The sequence below is a fragment of the Bacillus sp. CZDM1 genome (genome assembly GCF_055502545.1).
The window spans coordinates 40,582-62,666 of the sequence record NZ_JBUESO010000006.1 but is presented as its reverse complement, the minus strand read 5'-3'; the positions used below and the strand labels follow the sequence as shown (position 1 = coordinate 62,666).

The following is a 22,085-nucleotide window of genomic DNA, read 5'->3' as shown; positions in this document are numbered from 1 at the left end:
GAAAAATAACATGTTGGAAATGTTCAAAAAAATGATTGGTGATAAAAAAGAGTACAAAATGATGATGGCACGGGTTGAAGCCCTGCCAGAGGACTACCAGTTTGTATTTAAGAAAATTCAAAACTACATGTGGAGTTTCTCAGCGGGCAACGGGATGGATATGCTGCACATTCAGTATGAATTAATCGATTTGTTCGAAGCCGGTGCGGCGGAAGGCAGACAAGTGCTGGAAATCACCGGGGAAGACGTGGCGACCTTTGCCGACGAGCTAGTGGCAAACGCTAGAACCTATGTCGCCAAGTATCGAGAAGATTTGAATGAGAGTATCATAAAGCGATTGGGAAAAAAATAAATTCAATCGACCATACCGCTGAATAGTTGATAAAAATGCGAATTGCCACCTTCACTATTCAGTTATTTTTTTAACTAGGTAGTAAGTGGTACTTATTATCAGTCAGACTTAATAGTGGAGTTTAGGCAATTTTGTTCCACAAGACACTTTAAAGGAGGAAAAAAGGATGAGCGATGCAGCGATTTATGTAAAAGGGTTAAAGAAATCCTTTAAAGACAAGGAGGTCTTAATGGGGGTGGATTTTGAGGTGCGGCGTGGAGAAATTTTCGCACTGCTTGGTTCAAATGGAGCGGGCAAGACGACGACGGTCAATATCCTCTCGACACTGATGAAGGCCGATGGAGGCGAAGTAGGTATTTGTGGCTTTGACGTCCACCGTCAACCGGATCATGTTCGCCAGAGCATCAGCCTGACAGGGCAGTTCTCCGCTTTAGACGGCATGCTTACCGGACGGGAAAACCTGATGATGATCGCCAAGTTGCGGGGAGTTTCTAATCCAGCTCAAGTTGCCGACAATCTGCTTGCAAGATTCAGCCTGTGTGACGCGGCAAACCGCCGGGCTGACAAATATTCCGGCGGGATGAAGCGCCGGCTTGACATCGCCATGAGCCTGATCGGGACGCCAGCAGTCATTTTTCTCGACGAACCGACGACAGGGCTTGACCCCGAAGCGAGGATTGAAGTCTGGGATACGATCAAGGAGCTTGCCGGCGGCGGCACGACCATCCTGCTGACGACACAGTACCTGGAGGAAGCGGAACAACTGGCGGATCGTATCGCCATCCTGCATGGCGGAAAAATCATCACGACCGGTACCCTTACCGAACTTAAAGAGATGTTCCCGCCAGCGAAAGTGGAATACATCGAGAAGCAGCCGACATTGGAGGAAATTTTCCTCGCCATCATCGGCAAAAAGGAGGAGCTGTAAATGAAAAGCAAAACAGGGGTATTACTGGGGCGTTTAATGCGCAACATCATGCGCAGTCCGGATACGATTATCACGGTGGCGATTACGCCGATTATGATGATGCTGCTGTTTGTCTACGTATTTGGCGGTGCAATAGAGACAGGAACGGACAACTACGTCAATTATTTATTGCCGGGAATCCTGCTGATGGCTATCGCATCTGGCGTTGCTTACACTTCTGTGCGGTTGTTTACGGATGTAAAGAGCGGGCTGATGGCACGTTTCATTACCATGCCCATCAAGCGCTCGTCGGTATTGTGGGCGCACGTGTTGACCTCGCTTGTTTCCAATGCGCTTACGATCGTGGTGGTTATCCTCGTTGCGCTCTTGATGGGCTTTCGGTCAAGCGCCGATATCCTGGATTGGCTTGCCGTAGCTGGGATCCTCGCGATGTTTACGCTGGCGCTGACATGGCTGGCAGTCATTCCCGGATTGACAGCGGGGTCTATGGAAGGGGCGACAGCCTACTCGTACCCGCTGATTTTCCTGCCGTTTATCAGTTCGGCCTTTGTTCCCACAGAAACCATGCCTAAAATGGTCCGTGCGTTCGCTGAGAACCAGCCCGTGACTTCAATCGTGAATGCAATTCGTGCCCTCCTGTATGAAGGCTCTGTTGGCAGCGATATCTGGATCGCGCTTGCCTGGTGCGTCGGCATCATGGTCATCGCTTACTTCTTCGCTAGTAAAGCATTTAAACACCAGTTATAGGGATCGGAGGGTGGTTCTAGTGGTTTTTTATGGAAGGGATATCCACTTTTTGGACCGCAAGAACCGTCCACATGGCAGCCATGGCTATCCCAAACCGCTTTGGTAATCAATATCATTAACATAATGAACTATGGATTACATTTCAGTTGAATGTGATTCATAGTTTTTTTCGATTGAAGGTCAACCGTCATGAAAAGTTTTATAAATGAATTCATAAACGATGACAATCGGGTGAACCATAAAATAGAGCAAACGGGTGGGCATCTTTTTGAAAAAAAATATTATATTAAATTATTGATAGGTAAGGATGGGGTAAATGGTGGAATTGTATAAAAGAAAGGGGAATTTAGTTAGTTTGCATCCTGCCCAAATACTTGTTATTGGTTTCGGCAGTCTAATTCTAATGGGGACTTTTCTATTTATGTTACCAATAGCTACATATGAAAAAGGACGAGGACTAAGCTTCATTGATGCGTTATTTGAAGCAACTTCTGCCGTATGTGTTACGGGTTTGGCAGTGGTTGATACGGGAACAACCTTTACACTATTTGGAGAAATCGTACTTCTCTGTTTAATTCAGATTGGCGGTTGGGGATTTATGACCACAGGAATATTTATGTTTATTATCCTAGGAAAGAAAATTGGTCTAAAGGAACGATTACTCCTGCAGGATTCATTAAATGTATTTTCACTGGAAGGAGTAGTAAACCTAGTAAAACGTATCATCCTCATTACTTTTATAGTGGAGCTAATTGGTGCTACTACTTTAGCGATGCGCTGGTCATTTGAAATGCCGCTTTCGAAAGCGATTTACTATGGAATATTCCACTCCATTTCAGCCTTTAATAATGCTGGCTTCGGTCTTGAGCCTGACAATCTAAGTAAATGGGTAAACGATCCTACTGTAAATATAATGGTTACTCTTCTGTTCATCACTGGGGGTATTGGTTTTACTGTCATACTTGATGTTTTTCATAAAAGGTCCATTCACAAACTATCTCTTCATTCTAAAGTTGCACTGCTTATGTCTCTAATCCTTATCATTGTTGGACCTTTAATTATTTTGATCTCAGAATATAAAAATCCAGCTACAATTGGAAATTTTTCGTTTGGAGATAAGTTATGGGCTTCCTACTTTCAAGGTGTAGTAACACGGACTGCTGGTTTTAATACGATTGATATAGGAGCCATGAATCTTTCTTCACTTGTTTTTATGATGGCACTGATGTTTATTGGTGCTTCTTCGGGCTCCACTGGTGGTGGTATTAAAGTAACGACTTTTGCTATTATTATTTTTGCCTTTTGGGCAGTAGTAACGAACCGGAATGATGTAAATATCTTTAAACGAAGAATTTCGTGGGAACTGGTGAATAAATCATTGTCGATAGTGGTGGCTGCAATATTTTTTATCTTTCTTATTTTCTTTTTATTAACTTTTACTGAGAATGCTGATATGAGCAAAATTTTATTTGAAACGATTTCCGCCTTTGCGACTGTAGGTTTGTCTGCAAATTTCACACCTGACTTGTCTCCTTTTGGAAGAATCTTAATAACCATCATGATGTTTATTGGAAGACTTGGACCTTTAACCATGGCGTTTGCACTTTTAAATACTAAAAAAGAAGCAAAAGTTAGATATGCAGAAGAAAAAATTTTAATTGGCTAGAGGTTTTTAATTGAAATCAAATCAATTCATTTGGGGTGAATAAATAATATGGCAAAGCAAAGTTATGCAGTTATTGGGCTGGGAAGATTCGGATTAAGTATTGCTTCCAAATTATATGAAGCAGGACAAGAAGTCATGGGAATGGATATTGATGAAGAGCGAATAGATGATGGTAAATTAATGCTAACTCACGCTGTTGTACTTGATTCCACGGAAGAGGAATCACTTAAATCAGTTGGGATTCGGAATTTTGATTATGTGATTGTAGCCATTGGCAATGACATGCAAGCTAGTATCTTAACCGTTATGGTATTAAAAGAAATGGGGGTTCAAAAAGTAATTGCGAAGGCCCTTAATAAACGTCATGGACAAGTATTAACAAAAGTTGGGGCAGACTGGGTAATACATCCTGAAAGAGATATGGGTGAACGAGTTGCCCATCAGCTTCTCTCCCCCAACGTCTTAAACTATATAGAACTGTCGAGAGAATACAATATTGAGGAAATAATCGTTCCACCAAGCATGACAACAAAAAGCTTACGGGAGCTTGATTTGCGAGCGAATTATAATGTAAATGCCATAGCAATCTTGAGTAATGAAGATTTAATCATCTCCCCTTCTCCTGACCAAATTATTCAAAATGGTGATAAGTTAGTAGTCATCGGACATCGAGAAGACCTTAATGATTTTACTAATATTAAATAATTCATTTAAAAGCGGTCCACTGGGCAGCTTTTTTATTGAGGGGGGACCAGGCTAGATTAAGCACCTGGGCTGATAAATAGACGGAGAAATTCCGCCTATTTAGTAATAATTATTAAATAAGGCTTAAATAGACGACATTTTTTAATCTTTTCACTTTATTCCTACTTTAACGTAATGGGGTGGTACAAATGTATAGCCAATTAAAATATAGTAAGGACATATGTAAAATAGATTGAAATATAGGACCAGGAGTACTGTACATAAGTAACAGATGCGAATAGTTCGATAAGCTATGGTGAAGACTAGTAGGCAATGAATCCAAAGTTGAAGAAGGTGGAATCAATGACTTACGAAGAAGGGTTAAATCAAATAGATAAAGCGACTCAAAAGCTTACGGAAGCAACTCAGCTGACGATTGAATCCATTATGAATGCTTTCTTATTTACGTGGCAATGGTGGGTAGCGTTGGCTATGATGATTGTCCCTTGGATTATTTGGATGATCTTACGTGACCGAAAAATTTCCGCTCGTTTATTTTCCGCTGGACTACTGGTGATGGTGATATCGGAAATTATGGATGCGATTGGTGTTAGTCTAGGAAAGTGGGCTTATCCAGTAAAAGTTATACCTGTTGCTACTGTAAGTTTTTCATTCAGACTTTCCGTTTTGCCTGTGTTTGTAATGCTATTGTTACAATATAAGCCTCGTTTGAATCCATACTTAAAAGCCATTTTTTTCGGTGGAGTTAGTGCGTATATAGGGTTGCCGCTGATGTCTATTCTTGATTTGTATAAGAAAATGGATTGGTCTTTAACCTATTCATTTTTTATTTTAACTTTAATGTATTTACTTTCTCACTGGTTTAGCCGAAGGAATTCCTTTGAAGGAATCAATCATGACAGTGAAAACAAAAAACATTAGTCGGCACGCCTCTTTTATCTTAACTAGCATTTATTCGCCAAAATAGATAGACTTCCTGCCTTTTTCCAAAAAAAATACTGACCAAATACAGTCAGTCCAGGTGATGTGAGGTGCTTCCTCCCATCTACTATAGTATATTCAAGTCAATTGAAAGTTGTTACAAGATTATTTATGGACAGGGGGGACGGTTCTAGTGGTCTTTTTATGGAAGTGGTATCCACTTTTTGAACCGTAACCGTGGCTAAAGGATAATAGTAAATGAATATAGAATTAAAGATTAGTAGAAAGGTTGTGACTTCTATTTCTCAAAAGTTAAGAGGGAACCGTCCCCGTGGCTGAAGAAAGGAGGGGATTAGGGTGAAAACGAGAAATAAGCTGGTCCGCATGTCTAAGGTGCTTTCAATGGCTTTTGTGATTTTCCTGCAAATTTATTGGTATAAACTTCGCCGAAAACCGAAAGCGGAGTGGGAAAAACTTTGGGGGAAAATAGGTGAACGGTATCGGAATACCCTGTTTGATTTAGAAGGCTTATTGATTAAAGTCGGACAGTTCCTCAGCACGCGTGCGGATTTGCTGCCGAAAGCATTTATCAGCAAAATCGAGGATCTGACAGATAAAGTTCCGCCGTCTGACTGGAGTGAGATTGAGAAAATTCTCGAAAACCAATGGGGAAAGTCGCTTCATGAAAACTTTCTTTCTATCGAAAAAACAGCGATTGCCTCCGCCTCGATTGGAGAAGTTTATAAAGGGGTCCTGAAGGATGGGGCAGAGGTCGCGATTAAAGTAAAACGGCCTTATATCGACAGCATTGTCGAAACCGATTTCCGGGTGTTGGCGATTATCATTTGGTTTGCTGACCATCTCGTGCCGATTCCAAAAGGTTTTATTAATTTCAAAGTCCTCTATCAGGAACTCAAACAAGTCATTGAACGAGAACTTGACTATACAATGGAACGCGATACCATCTTGTTTTTTAGAGAACGGTTTAAGGATATGGATATCGTCAAAATTCCCTCTGTTTATTCGGAGCTCAGTACAGCCAATGTACTGGTGATGGAGTGGGTAGAGGGGATTCGACTCACCGATATCGAGGGATTGGAACAGGTTACAGCTAGTCGACAGGAGCTTTCTCAAAGGCTGATTCAGGTTTTTCTTCCTCAATGGCTGGAGCCTGGAAAGTTTCATGCAGACCCACATCCCGGTAATGTTCTCGTTTCAAAGGACGGAAAAATCATTTTACTCGATTTTGGAATGATTGGCGAGATTAGCAAAAAGGATGCTGCTCAATTTCAAAGTTTAATAGAAAGCTTTCTCTCGAAAAATTATTCGAAAGCGGTGGATTGCTTATCTCAACTAGGATTCTTGCTTCCGGAGGCGGATTCTAGAACCATTGAGAGGCTCTTGGTAGAGTTGGTCTCCTTCGAACCGGATCAATTAAAGCAAATGGATGTGCTTGCCTTTAAAAGGGAGATGAACGAAATCATCCAAGCGCTTCCAATTCAGGTTCCGACAAGATTTGTCTTTTTAGGCAGATCCTTCGTTACGGTCGAAGGAATCATCCGCAATCTTGCTCCGGAAGCGGAGCTAATGGACTTTGCTAAACCGATTTTTCTCGAGTGGTTGAACAAACAAGGAAATAATAAATGGTCGTTAATCTGGCAATGGATTCAGTCACAGCCTGTTTTTAAAATCTTCCATTCGGTCACGGAATTCCTAAATGCCCCCCAAAGGCTGGAAGATTTAAAGGAACTCGAACAAAGAAGACACTTTCAATTTATGATTTATGAAACTAATAAAAAACATTTCTTTCAGTTACTCATCCTTGGAATCATCGGAATGGCAGCGGGTACCTATACTACCCACTCGATCATATTGAACCTGTCAGCCGGAGGAACCGCTGTCGCTTTGGCCGGATATTATATTTGCAGCCTTAAACAGAAAAAATGGATGAAGTACATGGGACCGGGGCGACGGTTCTAGTGGTCTTTTGTATCGAAGGAACATTCACTTTTCGGACCACAAGAACCGTCACCATGTCCATTATCTAGTTGTTTCCTGATAAGTGACGTTCGTGACTTGTTGGGTTTCATTGTTAAATTCAATATTTACATAAACACCGAATTCTTTTTGAGTACCTTTTAGCCAAAATTTGAATCGCTCCGTTGAGGTTTCCTGTCCACGAGTTCTTCCTACATAGAGAAAGTCGACAACTTTGGCATTCGGATACTTTTCCTTCGTTTTATTCATCGCCAACACACTCCACTTAGCATACGGAGGTATCGGTTTCTGTTGCGCATGTGCTGGGTGTTCGAAGTGAAATGGAGTGGCAAGGGTAGAGCAAAAAAGTATCGATAGACATATGATCAGCTTTTTCATGTAAAATCCCCCTTTGGTGTTTTGTTATCATGGCTTTTAAAGGAGTAAATTATGTACTGGACTCCATAATGGGTCATGGGGCCTATTTATGAAATTTGAAATTGAGTTTTAGCTTCATTAATAGTTCATAAGATCACTTTTCAAAAATAGGAATCCAGGTTCTTGAGGACAAATCGTACGAGGTGCCAGAAGGATTAGTCCTTAATAAGGGGTCTTGAGGACAAATCGCACGAGTTGCCAGAAGGATTAGTCCTTAATAAGGGGTCTTGAGGACAAATCGCACGAGTTGTCAGAAGGATTAGTCCTTAATAATGGGTCTTGAGGACAAATCGCACGAGTTGTCAGAAGGATTAGTCCTTAATCTCGGGTCTTGAGGACAAATCGCACGAACTGCAAAAAGATTAGTCCTTAATCCAGGTTCTTGTTCAAAGGAGAAACAAGTAAAAAATAGAAATGGAGGGATAGGCTTGAAGAAGAAAATTGGCTGCCTGCATGCGCATTATTCAAATATTGACTATATCGAAAGCGCATTTTCAGCGTATGACCTCGAGTTAAGTCATTATGTTGACCCGGGGTTAATTTATCGGCTGAAGAACGACCAAGTGTCGGAGGCGGAAAAGAAAGTGAAGGATCAAATAGAATGGATTGCTCAATCTGGAGTGGATGCCATTCTTATCACATGTACGAACTATATAGCGTTATTGAAGCAGCTCGAGGTAAACATACCCATCATCAAGATTGATGAACCGTACTTTGAAGCCCTTTGCAAGACTGAACAGCCTCAAATTATCCTGTTTACGAATCCTGATACTGTACAAGGAACGATGACCAGGCTGGAACAATATGCAAAAAGCCATCAGAAGACGTTGGATATCGAGGTTAAGGTCATTGAGAATTCTTTTGAACTAATTATGAGCGGGAAGAATGAGGAGTATCAAAACGCAGTGTATCATTACATGAAGCAGCTAGATAGCAACTCTAGCCTGTCCGTGGCTCAATTATCGATGGTGGCAGCGGCACAGCAGGTAGAGCAGGAGACTTCCCAAACCATCATCAATCCATTGAATACGCTAGTCACGTCGATGATTCAACAACTATAGCTACAAAAAAGCGGAATAAAGGTAGCCTTTGTTCCGCAAAATTTTTTATTCAGAAATCTTTTTTCAAAAACTTGGGCATTTTAAGAGGAAACTACTATCAAGGCAGGGATTCCATGAGTGCTCAAAGGGATGCTTTAGAAAAGTTGATACAAGAACAACAAGAGGGAGCAAGACAGTGGCTGCATTATTGGCAGGAGTTTTCTGCCTTTGATACGTGGCAATTTTGGTTTCATGTGATTATGTTTGTGGCCCCACTAATCATTCTTCTTTTTGCAATGGACTGGAAAAGGGCACTCCAGCTTGGCTTTTATGGATTTAATGTACATGTTTGGTTTGCTTATTTTGATGATTTTGGTGCGACTCAAGCGCTTTGGACGTATCCTTATAAAATGATCCCCTATATCGCTCACAGTGTCGGAATGGACGCCTCATTGGTTCCGGTATTGTTCATATTGGTGTATCAATGGACGACCAAACATAATAAAAATTATTATATCTATACACTGTTATTAAGTTTGTTTCTTTCCTTTATTCTAAAACCGATCTTTGTCATGCATCATTTGTTCAAATTCAACTCATGGGTCAATTACTTTCACCTGTTCTTAACCTATATCGTTATTCTTGTCCTATCGAAGGTGATTACGGATTTCTTCATGTTCATGAAAAAAAGGGCAGAAGAGAAACCAACCGAAGTAGAACCGAAAAAGAAACGCAGGAAGAGCAGGTTCAGATGATTTTGCTTACCTGCCGAAAATGTTGCTCTATCAGCATAAAGGATTAGTTTACCTGCCTAATTAACAATTCTACCTGCACAAACAAGTCCTTCACCTGCGAACTAGACTCGGAGATAAGTCCTGTTGCTAAAAAAGCCAGGCTGAGCCTGGCACTGGTAATTAAATGGGTAAAAACGATTGAAATGAGGCCGAAATTCTCCGAGAAAGTCTGTATTCAAGATACCATCTTTCAGGAAAACCATCGTACCTGCCGAAAAGGTTGCTCTATCTGCTTAAAAGATTAGTTTACCTGCCTAATTAACTATTCTACCTGCATAAACTAGTCCTTCACCTGCGAACTAGACTCGGAGATAAGTCCTGTTGCTGAAAAAGCCAGGCGGCAGCCTGGCACAGGTAATCAAATAGGTAAAAACGTTTGAAATGAGGCCTAAATTCTGTGAGGAAGTCTGTTTTCAAGATACCATCTTTCAGGAAAACCATCGTACCTGCCGAAATTGTTGCTCTATCAGCCTAAAAGGTTAGTTTACCTGCCTAATTAACAATTCTACCTGCACAAATTAGTTCTTAACCTGCATCATTTAAAAAAGGGGATTTCAAAATTGGAAAATCACTTTCGAGAAGCACATCGTTTTAGTAGTCATCACCGAAAGGAGCTTGAAAAGGACCGAGTATGTGGGTGTTTTCATTGCACGAAGATTTTTACTCCAACTGAAATTACCGAGTGGGTGGATGATGAGGATACCGCGCTATGCCCATATTGCGGGATTGATTCGGTGATGGGGGAGAGCTCTGGTTTTCCGATTACAGACAAGTTCTTAAAGGACATGCATAAGAGGTGGTTCTAGAATCAAGGATGCATAAAAGCGCTCATTAATGTTGAGCGCTTTAATACTCCTATATGATTTGACCGTTAATGGGTTTGTGTTTTACCTTGGCCTCTAGCATGCATACCAATTTGTAATATCCCAATAAAATCAGCAGCAATAAAGGATTAACCAGGGCAGAATGCCACATGCTCCACCACCCGTAATGGAAGAAGCCCCACGGCTCAGGTATCAACGTAATATACTCATAGCCAAGTAATACGACTTCCCATACTGCAATATAAGCAATACGTTTTACCAATGAAGCCTTAAATGGAAACCAATTCAAAAATAATAAATTAACGGGTGGAATTAAGAGGGTATAGCCGGGAAACGCGCTCCAATCGATACCTGGTGTGACAAACCAGTAACCGTGATACTTTAAATCGATAAAGATATCGAAGAATACTTGAAAAAAACAGGTGAATATCCAAATGTGGAGAATCATGTTTCCAGAAAATCGTTTAACTAGTTTGAATGCTAGAAAATTAAAGATAATAACTGAACCGAAAAGTATGACCATTTTCCACCTCAAGGGAATACATTGGTTATATTTTTACCAATTTATTGGAAAAATATCCTTCATTAATCCCTTGGTTCACCAAAAAAGGTCCGGGGGGACGTTTCCCGTGGCTTTTTTATGGAAGGGGTATCTACTTTTCGGACCACTAGAACCGTCCCCGTGGTCCCCCTGTGGCCACCCCGTTAATCCCTTGCTTTTCCAAAAAGGGCTTTTTTAATAAACCAATAGTGCCAACGCATGAAAAGACAAGCAAAAATATAAAAGATGAAGGAATACCAAACTTTCCAGCCTTTATAGTTTACATAACCGAAATATCTTGAAATTTGTTCGTATCCTACTGAAAGCAGTACCCAAAAAATGAAGTATAAGATAAATTTTCTTTTCCCTTTCGGCATGAAATTCATATACAAAATCCCAAAGGCAGCAGGTAAAGTTATTTCTACGAATACATCTGACCATTGTGGACCTGGCTTCTTCATTAAATCATATTGATCCAAAAGGTTACCAATAACCAAATCAGATATAAGTGTTACTAACGATACGATGATATAAGTAATGTATCCTTCTTGCTTTGTTAATCTTTTCGGCATAAAAAAGAAAATAAATGCGATGATGGTATAAGAAATGAGCAAAAAAGAAATAGTCATGAAGTTCTCCTTACCCTTAAGAAGTCATTTTTCCTAGTATCCTTCTAAGTGATACAACTATACCTGCCATAGGACTTTATACATAAAAAAGCCAGGCGTCAGCCGCCTGGCTCATAATATTAATAGAATCTTTTAAACCCGTCAAAGTGGGCGGTGTAGTAAGGGTTGCTTAGGTTAGCGATCGAGACTCCCTTTTTCTCATCGGCATGGATAAATTGATTATCACCAAGGTAAATACCGACGTGGGAGATTCCTTTTTTGTATGTATTTTCGAAAAAGATAAGGTCGCCTGGCTGTGGCTGGTCAACATAGAAGGTACGGCTGTAGTAGCCTTCTGCTGAGTACCGTCCCATACTCTTCCCTGCCTGATTTGCCGCATAATAGATAAAACCGCTGCAATCAAAGCCGCTCAACGAGGAGCCGCCCCAAGCATAGGGAATACCCATTAAGCTTTTTGCGGTTGTAATGAATGACTGTGCAAAATCATCATTTTTAGGTGGACTAACTGGTGTTGAAGTGGTTGGAATCATAAGGGATTGACCAATATAGATCATATCTGATGTCAAACCATTGTGTTTCTTAATGAGTTGATAGGTAATTCCATATTGCCCAGCAATTTTGCTAAGAGTGTCTCCGCCTTTAACGATATATTTCTGCTCAGCGGCGGCAGGAGCACTAGGTGTCTGTGGTGCAGCTGGTTCCAGTGGCGCCTGCGGTTCCTGTGGAACAATCACTGGCGTAGGAGAAACCACGGCTGCTTGGGACGAAACCTTCAGAACCTGACCAATTAATATCAAATCCGATTTCAACTGATTGAGTGATTTTAATTCTTTTACTGAGGTACCAAATTGCTTGGCAATCTTGCTGAGAGTATCCCCGCTAACTATGGTGTAATATGCAGCTGTTGTTACCGTATTGGTCGGGGCAGGAGCAGGTGTATTCGCCGCTGCTGTCACCTTCAGTGTTTGATTGATATAAATCATATCCGACTTCAAGCTGTTTATTGCCTTCAAATCTTTGACACTTGTTTTATACTTCGATGCAATCTTCGAGAGGGTATCCCCTTTTTGAACCGTATAGGTACTGGCAGAAGCCATTCCAGCATAGGCGCCAGAAAGAATCGCGACAGTAACCACGGCGGTTGCGACTTTCTTCTTCATTCCTGTGTATCACCCCAGACAATTTTCTTCTTACTATCTCCTATTCTATCATAATAGTATGGATATTTATGCACAAATTAGCAAAAGTTGACATAGTATTTACAATCCATCAGCAGACAGATATTTACAAAAAAGATGAAGTTTAGTAGAATAGTCGAATAAAGCGAAAGAAAGGAGAATTTTGCCGAATGGGGAATACTACTAACAAAGAAGAGAGTTTGACAAATGACTTTTCTGATATTGTTAAAAAGGCATATGATCGTGGACTGACTGACCAAGGTGTAACCGTTACGAAACTCATCGAAGATTTGAAGCTCGACCTTTTGAAACTAAAGGTTTACTAATATAATAGAAGAAAGGCAAACTAGTATATTCCTAGTTTGCCTTTTTGTTAACAAAATAATCAATAAGGACCTGTGCCCAAACCTGGTATCCCTTTTCATTAGGACCACTTTGATCGGCATTCAAATAATCCTTCAGTTCTGGATTGTCGGTTGCAGGCCATGCTTTCCAATGATCAAGATACGTTATGTTGTTGGCTGTAGCATATTCCTCTAATGCTTTTACTTGTTCGGAATAATATTTCGGAAGGTAAATCGGATACGATGGCTGCAGAATGAAGGTGGTGTCTGGATTAGCAGTCTTAATATCTGCGATCATTTTCGTTAGGTTATTTAATGTGACATCAATCTTTACGATGCTGTTGTCATTTAATAGGAATGGCTCAATCACGACAAGCTGCGCTTTTTCGGCAGCAAGCTCAAGCTGTTTATTCTCAGCGATGAAAGCTTTTGAACTCTGATCGTATGTATGAAAACTAGTAATAACCTTATCGCTTCCAAAGCTTTCACTTATACGTTGGCTAACGCTTTTCTCCCAGTCCATGGAGGAAGAACCAACAAAGAGAATCTTAAAAGGCTGTTCCGCCTCTAATGCCAGCTTTAGCTGCGTCTTAGCGGTTTCTGGCCAATTTGCTGCCATTTCCAAATAGGTACGATAGTCAGTCACACTCGGCTCTTGTGTGACGACAGGAGTTTCAACTGCCATTACGGCTACTTGTTGATTCCAATGAATATGGCTAAACGCAAGCACACCTATACAGATGACAGCCCAAATAGCAGTCAAAAAATACTTCATGTTGATACCCCCAAATACATTTCTTCTATTATTATAGCAAAAGTCTCGCTAAGAAATTTATTCCAATTCCAAAAAACCTACATATTTTTACAATATACATGTTACTATTGTTTAAGAGATTTACAAAATCCTACAAAAAGCATCTACAATCATAGATATAATGGCATGATGAAAACCAGTAATAATTACCTACCAACTTCTTAATAAAATAAATACTCATCATTCAACACAAATCGACAAATAACGACATTCATTCATGTTATAATACTTTTTGTTTTTATTGAACACATACAGGAGGATTACTAATGGAAGAAACAATTAGTTTAAAAGAGTTGTTAGAGACGTTAAAAAAGCGGATTCTTATGATCATACTCATTACGATGACAGCTGGTTTAGTAAGTGGAATCGTAAGTTACTTTTTTCTAACCCCAATCTATCAGGCTTCGACACAAATTCTCGTCAACCAGAAACAGAGTGAGCAACAATTCTACAGTCCGAGTGAAGTTCAAACAAACTTATCATTAATTAGTACCTATAATGAAATCATAAAAAGTTCTCGTATCCTTGATAAGGTTATTGTCCAAACAGGTCTAGATATGACAGCTGGGCAACTAGCAGGGAAAATTATGGTTAGCAGTCAAAAGGACTCACAGGTAGTGAATGTATCCGTTCAAGACCCTGACCCAAATATGGCTGCAAAAATTGCAAATGTAACTGTAGATGTATTCCAAAAAGACATTGGTAGCATCATGGGAGAGAGAGTCGACAATGTTAGTATTCTTGCACCAGCTAAGGTTACCGATAATCAGGCTCCAATTAAACCACAACCAGTGATAAATGTAGCGATTGCATTGGTAGTCGGCTTAATGGCATCTGTAGGACTTGCCTTCTTACTGGAGTACTTTGACAGCACCGTTAAAAATGAACAAGATATTGAAAAAATATTGGAACTTCCGATTCTAGGTGTTATTGCACAAATCGATGATCAAAAAATGGAAGAATTGAAGAAGCGGAAGGCAGGAACTAGAGCAGCAGGAAGAGGTGAGACTTATGGTGTTTAAGAGAAAGAAGAAGGTTACAACCACAGATCCAAGCCGTAAGCTTATTGCAAACCTTGATCCAAAGTCGCCGATTTCTGAACAATACAGAACGATCCGGACGAATGTACAATACTCCTCCGTAGATAAAGAGCTAAAAACCTTAATGGTTACCTCATCAGGACCTGGAGAGGGAAAATCAACAACCGCTGCAAATCTGGCAGTTGTATTTGCTCAGCTTGGTAAAAAGGTACTGCTTGTAGATGCGGACCTTCGTAAGCCAACGGTTCACCGCTCTTTTGGTGTCAATAACTTATTTGGATTTACAACTGTCTTAACGAAGCAAGCGACACTAGCGAACTCTGTCCTTGATACAGAGGAAAAAGATTTATTTATCTTAACGAGTGGACCGATTCCTCCAAATCCGGCGGAGTTATTAAGCTCGAAATCAATGGAACAATTTATGGAAGAAGCGAAAGAACAATTTGATTATGTTTTATTTGATACACCGCCATTATTAGCGGTTGCGGACCCACAAATTCTTGCGAATAAAGTGGATGGTTCTATTTATGTTGTCTATAGTGGGAAAACTCAAATTGACCAGGCGAAAAAAGCCAAGGAATTGCTTGAAAATGCACAAAGCAAATTGATTGGTGTTGTATTAAACCATAAGGAGCTAAAGAATAATGAATATTACTACTATTATGGTGCTAAATAACTAGTTTTCGACAAAATCCCCCCCTTTACCAAGGCTCTCGACGATGTTACCATGAATATTGTCGGAGAAAAATAACAATCTATTGGAAAGAGAGTGCTGCACGTGATCGATTTACATTGTCATATATTGCCTGGAGTAGATGATGGTGCACAGTCTCTTTCTGATAGTCTGAGCATGGCGAGGAAGGCTGTAGAGCAGGGGATACAAAGAATAGTAGCAACACCCCATCACATGAATAACTCCTATGAAAATCCGAAGCATTCCATTATTGATAGAGTGAAAGACTTAAACGAAACGTTACGGGAAGAAAAGATAGAGTTAGAGGTATTACCTGGTCAGGAGGTTCGGATCCATGGTGAAATGGTTGAAGGCTATAAGGCAGGAGAAATCCTACCCGTTAATCATACACCGTATCTGTTAGTGGAATTTCCATCGAACCATGTACCAAGGTATACGGAAAAACTGTTTTATGATCTGCAGATAAATGGGCTGATCCCAGTCATTGTTCATCCAGAACGAAATCAGGAAATCATTGAACGTCCTGAACTACTTTACCAATTAGTAAAAAAAGGCGCTATGACACAAGTCACAGCTGCTAGCATCTGCGGAGACTTCGGTAAGAAAATCAGGAATTTTTCAATCCAATTAATAGAAGCGAACCTAACACACTTCATTGCTTCTGACGCCCATAATACAAACAAACGTACATTTAAAATGAGAGACGCCTTTGGTGTCATTGAAAAAAAGTTCGGAAATGAAATGGTGTACCTCTTTGATGAAAATGCTAACCTCCTTATTGATGGGAAGCATGTCTATAAAGAAGACCCAGAACGAATCAAACGAAAAAAGCTATTTAATCTATTTTAAATTCCTACTAAGCTGATAAGAATGAACGACTATGACTATACTTCTTTCAGGCTTAACACCCTGAAACGGCGATGCTCTCTGTCCGTTATCCATGGGAGCACTCGGTTATGCTGTGGGAGGGAAGCTTCATCTTCCAATCCTTAGACGCATGTCGTCAAAAGCATGATGTGAGGTTGGGTTAGATGCCCGCTTTTAAAAAAAACCAATAGATACTTAATGAAAGGATAAGCTCTCGTAAACGCTTGCATTTCCATTAGGTATTTATTTTTTTGTAAATGTTTAGATAAACGAAAGAAATAGATAGAGGGGGAACCAATAGTGAAAAGAGTTAGAAAAGCCATTATCCCGGCTGCAGGGTTAGGAACTAGATTCCTTCCAGCAACAAAAGCAATGCCCAAAGAGATGTTGCCAATCGTAGATAAGCCAACGATTCAGTACATAATCGAGGAAGCAGTCGCTTCCGGTATTGAGGATATTATCATTGTAACAGGTAAAGGGAAGCGGGCGATTGAAGACCACTTCGATAATGCGATGGAGCTTGAACAAAATTTAATTGATAAAGAAAAATACGACTTATTAGAAAAAGTTCAATATCCAACAAAACTAGCAGACATCCACTACATCCGTCAAAAAGAACCAAAGGGACTTGGACATGCAGTATGGTGTGCACGCAACTTCATTGGAAATGAACCTTTTGCTGTTTTATTAGGTGATGACATTGTTCAAAGTGATACACCATGCTTAAAACAGTTGATCAACCAATATGAAGATACTTTCTCTTCCGTAATTGGTGTTCAAACAGTAGCAGATTCAGATACACACCGATATGGGATTATCGATCCATCTACACAAGAAGGACGTCGTTACCAGGTTAGTAACTTTGTAGAAAAACCAAAACCAGGAACTGCTCCTTCTAATCTAGCCATTATGGGACGCTACATCTTAACTCCAGAAATCTTCATGTTCCTAGACCGTCAGGAAAAAGGAGCGGGTGGCGAGATTCAGTTAACTGATGCCATCCAAAGACTAAATGAAATTCAAAGAGTATTTGCTTATGACTTTGAAGGACAACGTTATGATGTTGGTGAAAAGTTTGGTTTTGTAAAGACAACGATTGAATTTGCATTGCAGCACGAAGACCTCCATGATGATATGCTAGAGTACTTGAAAAATCTAGTTTGTTCATTAGATAAAGAAAAAGTAGTGTTATAGAGAAGGAAGGGGTCTAGGTTGTCTAATTTAGCAAATCAAGAAGTTGGCTATATAGAAAAGCAAATAACGAATGTAAATGATGGAAAGATATATCTCATTACAAAAAGATTAGTAGACATCTTTGGTTCTTTATGCGGAATTATCCTTTTAGGTTCTCTTTTTGTGATTATTGCCATCCTGATAAAAGTTGAGGATCCAAAAGGAAGTGTCTATTTCTCACAAAAGCGGGTGGGGCTAAATGGAAGAGAATTTAAAATGTATAAGTTCCGCTCGATGGTGTCTAATGCTGAAGAAAAGCTTGCAGAACTATTAAAATACAATGAAATAAACGGCGCTATGTTTAAAATGAAGGATGACCCTCGAATTACAAAGGTGGGGAAATTCATTCGGAAAACGAGTATCGATGAATTGCCTCAGCTTTTTAATGTATTAAAAGGGGATATGAGCTTAGTTGGTCCTCGACCTCCTCTTCCGAGAGAGGTTGCGGAATACACTGCGTATGATAAGCAGCGTTTATTAGTTACTCCAGGGTGTACAGGTCTTTGGCAGGTAAGTGGTAGAAATAGTCTCGGTTTTAGTGAAATGGTTGAACTAGATCTACAATATATTCAAAAAAGAACCTTCATATTCGATATAAGAATTATTTTCAAAACAGTTCTAGTATTATTTGGCTCAAAAGACGCATTTTAGAAAAGAGGTAAGGAAAAAATGATGAAGAATGACTCGAAAATATATGTGGCTGGCCATCGTGGCCTTGTCGGTTCAGCAATAGTTAGAATGCTTAATGAAAAAGGATACAATAATCTTGTCTATCGTACGAGTAAAGAGTTAGATTTGAGAGACAAGTTTGCAGTAGATAGCTTCTTTGCAGATGAAAAACCTGAATTTGTATTCCTTGCTGCTGCTAAAGTTGGCGGGATTGTGGCAAATAATGAATATCCTGCAGACTTTATCCGTGACAACTTATTAATTCAAACAAATATCATAGATGCCGCTTACCGAAATAATGTTGAAAAACTTTTATTCCTTGGAAGTACATGTATCTATCCTAAAATGGCACCTCAGCCATTAAAAGAAGAGTACTTATTAACTGGATTGCTTGAACCAACAAATGAACCATATGCCATTGCAAAAATTGCAGGGATTAAAATGTGTGAATCCTATAATCGTCAATACGGAACACAATATATATCGGTAATGCCAACGAATCTGTACGGGGAGAATGATAACTTCGATTTACACACTTCTCACGTTTTGCCTGCATTAATCCGTAAGTTCCATGAAGCAAAAGAAAACAATGCTCCATTTGTAGAAGTATGGGGTACAGGCTCACCAAAACGAGAGTTTTTGTATGCTGATGATCTTGCGGATGCAAGTATCTACCTCATGAACAATTATGCTGGTAATGAGATTGTAAATATCGGTGTTGGTGAAGATATCGCTATTAAAGAATTAGCAGGAAAAGTTAAAGAAGTAGTTGGATTTACGGGAGAAATTAAGTTTGATATATCTAAACCGGACGGAACGCCAAGAAAATTGGTAGATGTAACAAAGTTGAACTCATTAGGCTGGAAAGCTTCTATCTCATTAGATGAAGGACTTAAGAAGGCTTATAACTGGTTCTTGGAAAACGAACTTACAAAAGTAAATTAAACATATATCGGAGGACAAAATGAAAAAGGCATTAATTACAGGTGTTACTGGACAAGACGGTTCATACTTAGCAGAACTTTTATTAGAAAAGGGTTACGAAGTACACGGTGTGATTCGTCGCAGCTCTTCTTATAACCAAGAGCGTTTGGAGGACCTTCTTACAGAAGAAGAAGCAAAAGCTTTATTAGATAATACAAATTTCCATCTTCATTATGGGGATGTTACAGATGCATTAAATGTTACTCGTATTATTGGTGAAATTCAGCCTGATGAGATCTACAATTTGGCTGCACAATCACACGTACGTGTTTCGTTTGACATGCCTGGATATACATTAGATGTAGATGCAAAAGGGACCTTGAATATACTTGAAGCAGTCCGTATTTTAGGTCTTACTGAAAAAACACGTGTATATCAAGCCTCAACATCTGAGTTATACGGGAAAGTTCAAGAAGTCCCACAAAAAGAAACAACACCATTTTATCCACGTTCTCCATATGGAGTGGCTAAAATCTATGGATTCTGGATTACTAAGAACTACCGTGAATCTTATAACATGTTTGCAGTTAATGGGATATTATTCAACCATGAGTCAGAGCGTCGTGGTGAAACATTCGTAACTCGAAAGATTACTCTTGCTGCAGCTCGTATTGCTCAAGGTAAACAAAAGAAATTAACATTGGGTAACTTGGATTCTTTGCGTGACTGGGGTTATGCGAAAGATTATGTTGAATGTATGTGGTTAATCCTTCAGCATGATAAGCCAGAGGATTTCGTGATTGCTACTGGGGAAATGCATACTGTACGTGAATTCGTAGAGTTATCATTCAAACATGTAGGTGTTGAAATTGAATGGACTGGTCATGGTGTAGAGGAAATAGGTATTAACAAAGCAACTGGAGAAGTAATTGTTGAAGTTGATCCTAAATTCTTCCGACCTGCTGAAGTTGAGCAATTATTAGGTGATCCTACAAAGTCGAAAACATTATTAGGTTGGAATCCAACAAAAACGTCATTCGAAGAATTAGTTCGAATCATGGTTACAGCAGATATGAAGAAAGTAGAAAAAGAAGATAAAATTAAAAAGATGTTTGATTAATAAATATGGTTTGGAATGTGAGGTAGAAAAAATATCTACCTCAATTTCTTTTTAATAAAAGTAGTTTGCTAAAAATCTTAGGAGATTTTTGAGGGAATATTGATATATTAATGTCAATTACAATTAATTAGGATCATTTTTAAGAGTCTTTGTTATTATAGCGTGCGTTATAAAAAATTGTATGAGTTCACCTGAATATAATATATATGCGTCGGAGGAGGTATGAAATATTGGAAATTACAGTGAGCGATGGGGACCGTAAAAGATTAAAGATATGTTTTGCAGCGTCATCAGGTGGTCATTATGAGCAAATTATGATGCTAAAACCTCTGATGGATAAGTACGATACATTTATCATAACTGAAAAAACATTTTATAACACTAGCGAAAAGGGAAAGAGAATGTATTACATGCAACAAGTAAATAGAAAAGAACATAGTTTTATTCCTCGCATGATATATAATTCTATTCTTTCACTTGGGATATTTATTAAAGAAAGACCAGATGTAGTAATCTGTACGGGCGTTCTAGCAATGATACCAATATGCTTAATAGCTAAACTAGCTAGAAAGAAATTAGTATATATAGAATCTTTCGCTAAGGTTACATCTCCAACACTAACCGGAAAATTATTATATAAATATGCCGATCAGTTCTATGTTCAATGGAGCGAAATGTTAGATATATATCCAGGTGCAATTTATAAGGGAGGAATCTATTAGAAAGGATGTTAGATTACTATGATTTTTGTAACGTTGGGATCACAGAAGTTTCAATTTAATAGGTTACTTATTAAAATAGATAAACTTATTGAAACAGGAGTAATACAAGAGGATGTATTTGCTCAAATAGGCTACAGTGACTATCAGCCACAGAACTATCAGTTTAAGCAGTTTCTTGATCGCACTGAGTATGCATCAATTACAAAGAAATCACAAATTTTAATAACACATGGTGGAACAGGTGCAATTATTGGATCCATTAAACTAGGAAAAAAAGTTATTGCTGTACCAAGAAGGGCTATGTATGGTGAACATGTTGATGACCATCAGTTGCAATTAATAGATCAATTTAATGGAATGAATTTGATTTGTGCATGTAATGATATCGATCAATTAGATGAGGCTATTACTACAGTAAAAGCCACTAACTTTATTCCATATTTCTCCAATACCAAGAATATAATTACTTCGATTGAATCATTTTTACTGGATAACGTAAGATGATATTAAATTTTTGAAGTATTATTGATTGTGGCTGCGGATGTCACTTTCATTAATCACGATGTAATCTATTTAATGTTACGGAGAATTGATAAGAGAAAACATTTTCAGCATTTAGGATGCATCGAGATTATGGACAACTGTTTTATTGGATTGGGTTCCAAAATTATGCCTAACGTTCGTATAGGACCAAATGCTATTGTTGCAGCTGGAAGCTTAGTTACAAAAGATGTTCCTCCCGGAACCGTGGTGGGGGGGATACCTGCAAAGGTAATCGGTTCATTTTACGATGTGATGGAAAAACAGACTGAAGAAAGCAAAAATATCAAAATTAACGATAGATTCAACCCCGAACGTATTAACGATGAATGGGAAAGATTCTTTGTACAAAGGCATTAAAATAATACAAAATTTAAA

25 protein-coding genes and 1 pseudogene are annotated in these 22,085 nt (G+C 39.2%); 21 read left to right on the top strand and 5 right to left on the bottom strand.

The window, feature by feature from the left end:
* Positions 1-10: 10 nt before the first annotated feature.
* The 7 genes from ACY3XC_RS15180 to ACY3XC_RS15150 all read left to right on the top strand — a co-directional run bounded on the left by ACY3XC_RS15180 (position 11) and on the right by ACY3XC_RS15150 (position 7,299).
* Complete coding sequence (locus tag ACY3XC_RS15180) at positions 11-352, top strand: DUF1048 domain-containing protein (protein WP_179158143.1); 342 nt, start codon at positions 11-13, stop codon at positions 350-352.
* Between the two features lie 166 nt (positions 353-518).
* The gene (locus ACY3XC_RS15175; protein ID WP_464869309.1) at positions 519-1,280 is read left to right on the top strand and encodes an ABC transporter ATP-binding protein; all 762 of its coding nucleotides are present in this window, start codon (positions 519-521) and stop codon (positions 1,278-1,280) included.
* On the top strand, positions 1,281-2,027 hold the full coding sequence (locus ACY3XC_RS15170; RefSeq protein ID WP_464869308.1) for an ABC transporter permease: 747 nt from the start codon (positions 1,281-1,283) through the stop codon (positions 2,025-2,027).
* Between the two features lie 316 nt (positions 2,028-2,343).
* Positions 2,344-3,693 (top strand): TrkH family potassium uptake protein, encoded by a 1,350-nt coding sequence (locus tag ACY3XC_RS15165; protein WP_464869307.1) that lies wholly within the window; start codon positions 2,344-2,346, stop codon positions 3,691-3,693.
* 48 nt (positions 3,694-3,741) lie between these two features.
* Positions 3,742-4,398 carry a potassium channel family protein gene (locus ACY3XC_RS15160; protein WP_464869306.1) on the top strand — a complete coding sequence of 219 codons (657 nt, stop codon included), beginning with the start codon at positions 3,742-3,744 and terminating at the stop codon, positions 4,396-4,398.
* Between the two features lie 342 nt (positions 4,399-4,740).
* Complete coding sequence (locus tag ACY3XC_RS15155) at positions 4,741-5,319, top strand: CBO0543 family protein (protein WP_464869305.1); 579 nt, start codon at positions 4,741-4,743, stop codon at positions 5,317-5,319.
* A 357-nt stretch (positions 5,320-5,676) separates the two neighbouring features.
* Entirely contained in the window at positions 5,677-7,299 is a 1,623-nt protein-coding gene (locus ACY3XC_RS15150; protein ID WP_464869304.1) for an ABC1 kinase family protein, read from the top strand.
* Between the two features lie 60 nt (positions 7,300-7,359).
* Here the strand turns inward: ACY3XC_RS15150 and ACY3XC_RS15145 are convergent, their stop codons facing one another.
* Positions 7,360-7,695 carry a DUF3889 domain-containing protein gene (locus ACY3XC_RS15145; RefSeq protein ID WP_464869303.1) on the bottom strand — a complete coding sequence of 112 codons (336 nt, stop codon included), beginning with the start codon at positions 7,693-7,695 and terminating at the stop codon, positions 7,360-7,362.
* Between the two features lie 461 nt (positions 7,696-8,156).
* Here ACY3XC_RS15145 and ACY3XC_RS15140 point away from each other — a divergent pair, with 461 nt between their 5' ends.
* The 3 genes from ACY3XC_RS15140 to ACY3XC_RS15130 all read left to right on the top strand — a co-directional run bounded on the left by ACY3XC_RS15140 (position 8,157) and on the right by ACY3XC_RS15130 (position 10,374).
* Positions 8,157-8,795: a hypothetical protein gene (locus ACY3XC_RS15140; protein WP_464869526.1), complete on the top strand. Its 639-nt coding sequence runs from the start codon at positions 8,157-8,159 to the stop codon at positions 8,793-8,795.
* Positions 8,796-8,908: 113 nt separating this feature from the next.
* The gene (locus tag ACY3XC_RS15135; protein WP_464869302.1) at positions 8,909-9,529 is read left to right on the top strand and encodes a CBO0543 family protein; all 621 of its coding nucleotides are present in this window, start codon (positions 8,909-8,911) and stop codon (positions 9,527-9,529) included.
* A 599-nt stretch (positions 9,530-10,128) separates the two neighbouring features.
* The gene (locus ACY3XC_RS15130) at positions 10,129-10,374 is read left to right on the top strand and encodes a cytoplasmic protein (RefSeq protein WP_464869301.1); all 246 of its coding nucleotides are present in this window, start codon (positions 10,129-10,131) and stop codon (positions 10,372-10,374) included.
* A gap of 49 nt (positions 10,375-10,423) precedes the next feature.
* Here ACY3XC_RS15130 and ACY3XC_RS15125 read toward each other — a convergent pair whose 3' ends face one another.
* The 3 genes from ACY3XC_RS15125 to ACY3XC_RS15115 form a co-directional block, all read right to left on the bottom strand.
* Positions 10,424-10,915 (bottom strand): hypothetical protein, encoded by a 492-nt coding sequence (locus ACY3XC_RS15125; protein WP_179158152.1) that lies wholly within the window; start codon positions 10,913-10,915, stop codon positions 10,424-10,426.
* Between the two features lie 182 nt (positions 10,916-11,097).
* Entirely contained in the window at positions 11,098-11,562 is a 465-nt protein-coding gene (locus ACY3XC_RS15120) for a hypothetical protein (RefSeq protein WP_464869300.1), read from the bottom strand.
* A gap of 119 nt (positions 11,563-11,681) precedes the next feature.
* Complete coding sequence (locus tag ACY3XC_RS15115) at positions 11,682-12,722, bottom strand: C40 family peptidase (protein ID WP_464869299.1); 1,041 nt, start codon at positions 12,720-12,722, stop codon at positions 11,682-11,684.
* Positions 12,723-12,910: 188 nt separating this feature from the next.
* On the opposite strand from ACY3XC_RS15115, the gene ACY3XC_RS15110 reads away from it, so the two are divergent.
* Entirely contained in the window at positions 12,911-13,066 is a 156-nt protein-coding gene (locus tag ACY3XC_RS15110) for a hypothetical protein (RefSeq protein WP_179158155.1), read from the top strand.
* A 31-nt stretch (positions 13,067-13,097) separates the two neighbouring features.
* Here ACY3XC_RS15110 and ACY3XC_RS15105 read toward each other — a convergent pair whose 3' ends face one another.
* The gene (locus tag ACY3XC_RS15105) at positions 13,098-13,859 is read right to left on the bottom strand and encodes an SGNH/GDSL hydrolase family protein (protein WP_464869298.1); all 762 of its coding nucleotides are present in this window, start codon (positions 13,857-13,859) and stop codon (positions 13,098-13,100) included.
* Positions 13,860-14,164: 305 nt separating this feature from the next.
* Between ACY3XC_RS15105 and ACY3XC_RS15100 the strand changes: the two genes are divergently transcribed.
* From ACY3XC_RS15100 to ACY3XC_RS15055, 10 genes and pseudogenes are all read left to right on the top strand, one after another.
* Positions 14,165-14,920 (top strand): YveK family protein, encoded by a 756-nt coding sequence (locus ACY3XC_RS15100; protein WP_464869297.1) that lies wholly within the window; start codon positions 14,165-14,167, stop codon positions 14,918-14,920.
* Positions 14,910-15,614 carry a CpsD/CapB family tyrosine-protein kinase gene (locus tag ACY3XC_RS15095; RefSeq protein WP_464869296.1) on the top strand — a complete coding sequence of 235 codons (705 nt, stop codon included), beginning with the start codon at positions 14,910-14,912 and terminating at the stop codon, positions 15,612-15,614. The genes ACY3XC_RS15100 and ACY3XC_RS15095 overlap by 11 nt, the downstream gene beginning before the upstream one ends.
* Before the next feature lie 102 nt (positions 15,615-15,716).
* Positions 15,717-16,481, top strand: a complete 765-nt coding sequence (locus tag ACY3XC_RS15090) for a tyrosine-protein phosphatase (RefSeq protein ID WP_464869295.1) — start codon at positions 15,717-15,719, stop codon at positions 16,479-16,481.
* Positions 16,482-16,799: 318 nt separating this feature from the next.
* On the top strand, positions 16,800-17,693 hold the full coding sequence (galU, locus tag ACY3XC_RS15085) for a UTP--glucose-1-phosphate uridylyltransferase GalU (protein ID WP_464869294.1): 894 nt from the start codon (positions 16,800-16,802) through the stop codon (positions 17,691-17,693).
* Positions 17,694-17,711: 18 nt separating this feature from the next.
* Complete coding sequence (locus tag ACY3XC_RS15080; protein ID WP_464869293.1) at positions 17,712-18,383, top strand: sugar transferase; 672 nt, start codon at positions 17,712-17,714, stop codon at positions 18,381-18,383.
* Positions 18,384-18,404: 21 nt separating this feature from the next.
* Complete coding sequence (fcl, locus tag ACY3XC_RS15075; RefSeq protein ID WP_464869525.1) at positions 18,405-19,346, top strand: GDP-L-fucose synthase; 942 nt, start codon at positions 18,405-18,407, stop codon at positions 19,344-19,346.
* Positions 19,347-19,365: 19 nt separating this feature from the next.
* A complete protein-coding gene (gene gmd, locus ACY3XC_RS15070; protein ID WP_464869292.1) occupies positions 19,366-20,445 on the top strand; it encodes a GDP-mannose 4,6-dehydratase in 1,080 nt (359 codons plus the stop codon).
* Positions 20,446-20,675: 230 nt separating this feature from the next.
* The gene (gene pssD, locus ACY3XC_RS15065) at positions 20,676-21,167 is read left to right on the top strand and encodes a PssD/Cps14F family polysaccharide biosynthesis glycosyltransferase (protein WP_464869291.1); all 492 of its coding nucleotides are present in this window, start codon (positions 20,676-20,678) and stop codon (positions 21,165-21,167) included.
* An 18-nt stretch (positions 21,168-21,185) separates the two neighbouring features.
* Positions 21,186-21,671 (top strand): PssE/Cps14G family polysaccharide biosynthesis glycosyltransferase, encoded by a 486-nt coding sequence (gene pssE, locus ACY3XC_RS15060; RefSeq protein WP_464869290.1) that lies wholly within the window; start codon positions 21,186-21,188, stop codon positions 21,669-21,671.
* Between the two features lie 153 nt (positions 21,672-21,824).
* A pseudogene (locus ACY3XC_RS15055) lies at positions 21,825-22,067 on the top strand (acyltransferase); the annotation flags it as partial.
* Positions 22,068-22,085 lie beyond the last annotated feature (18 nt).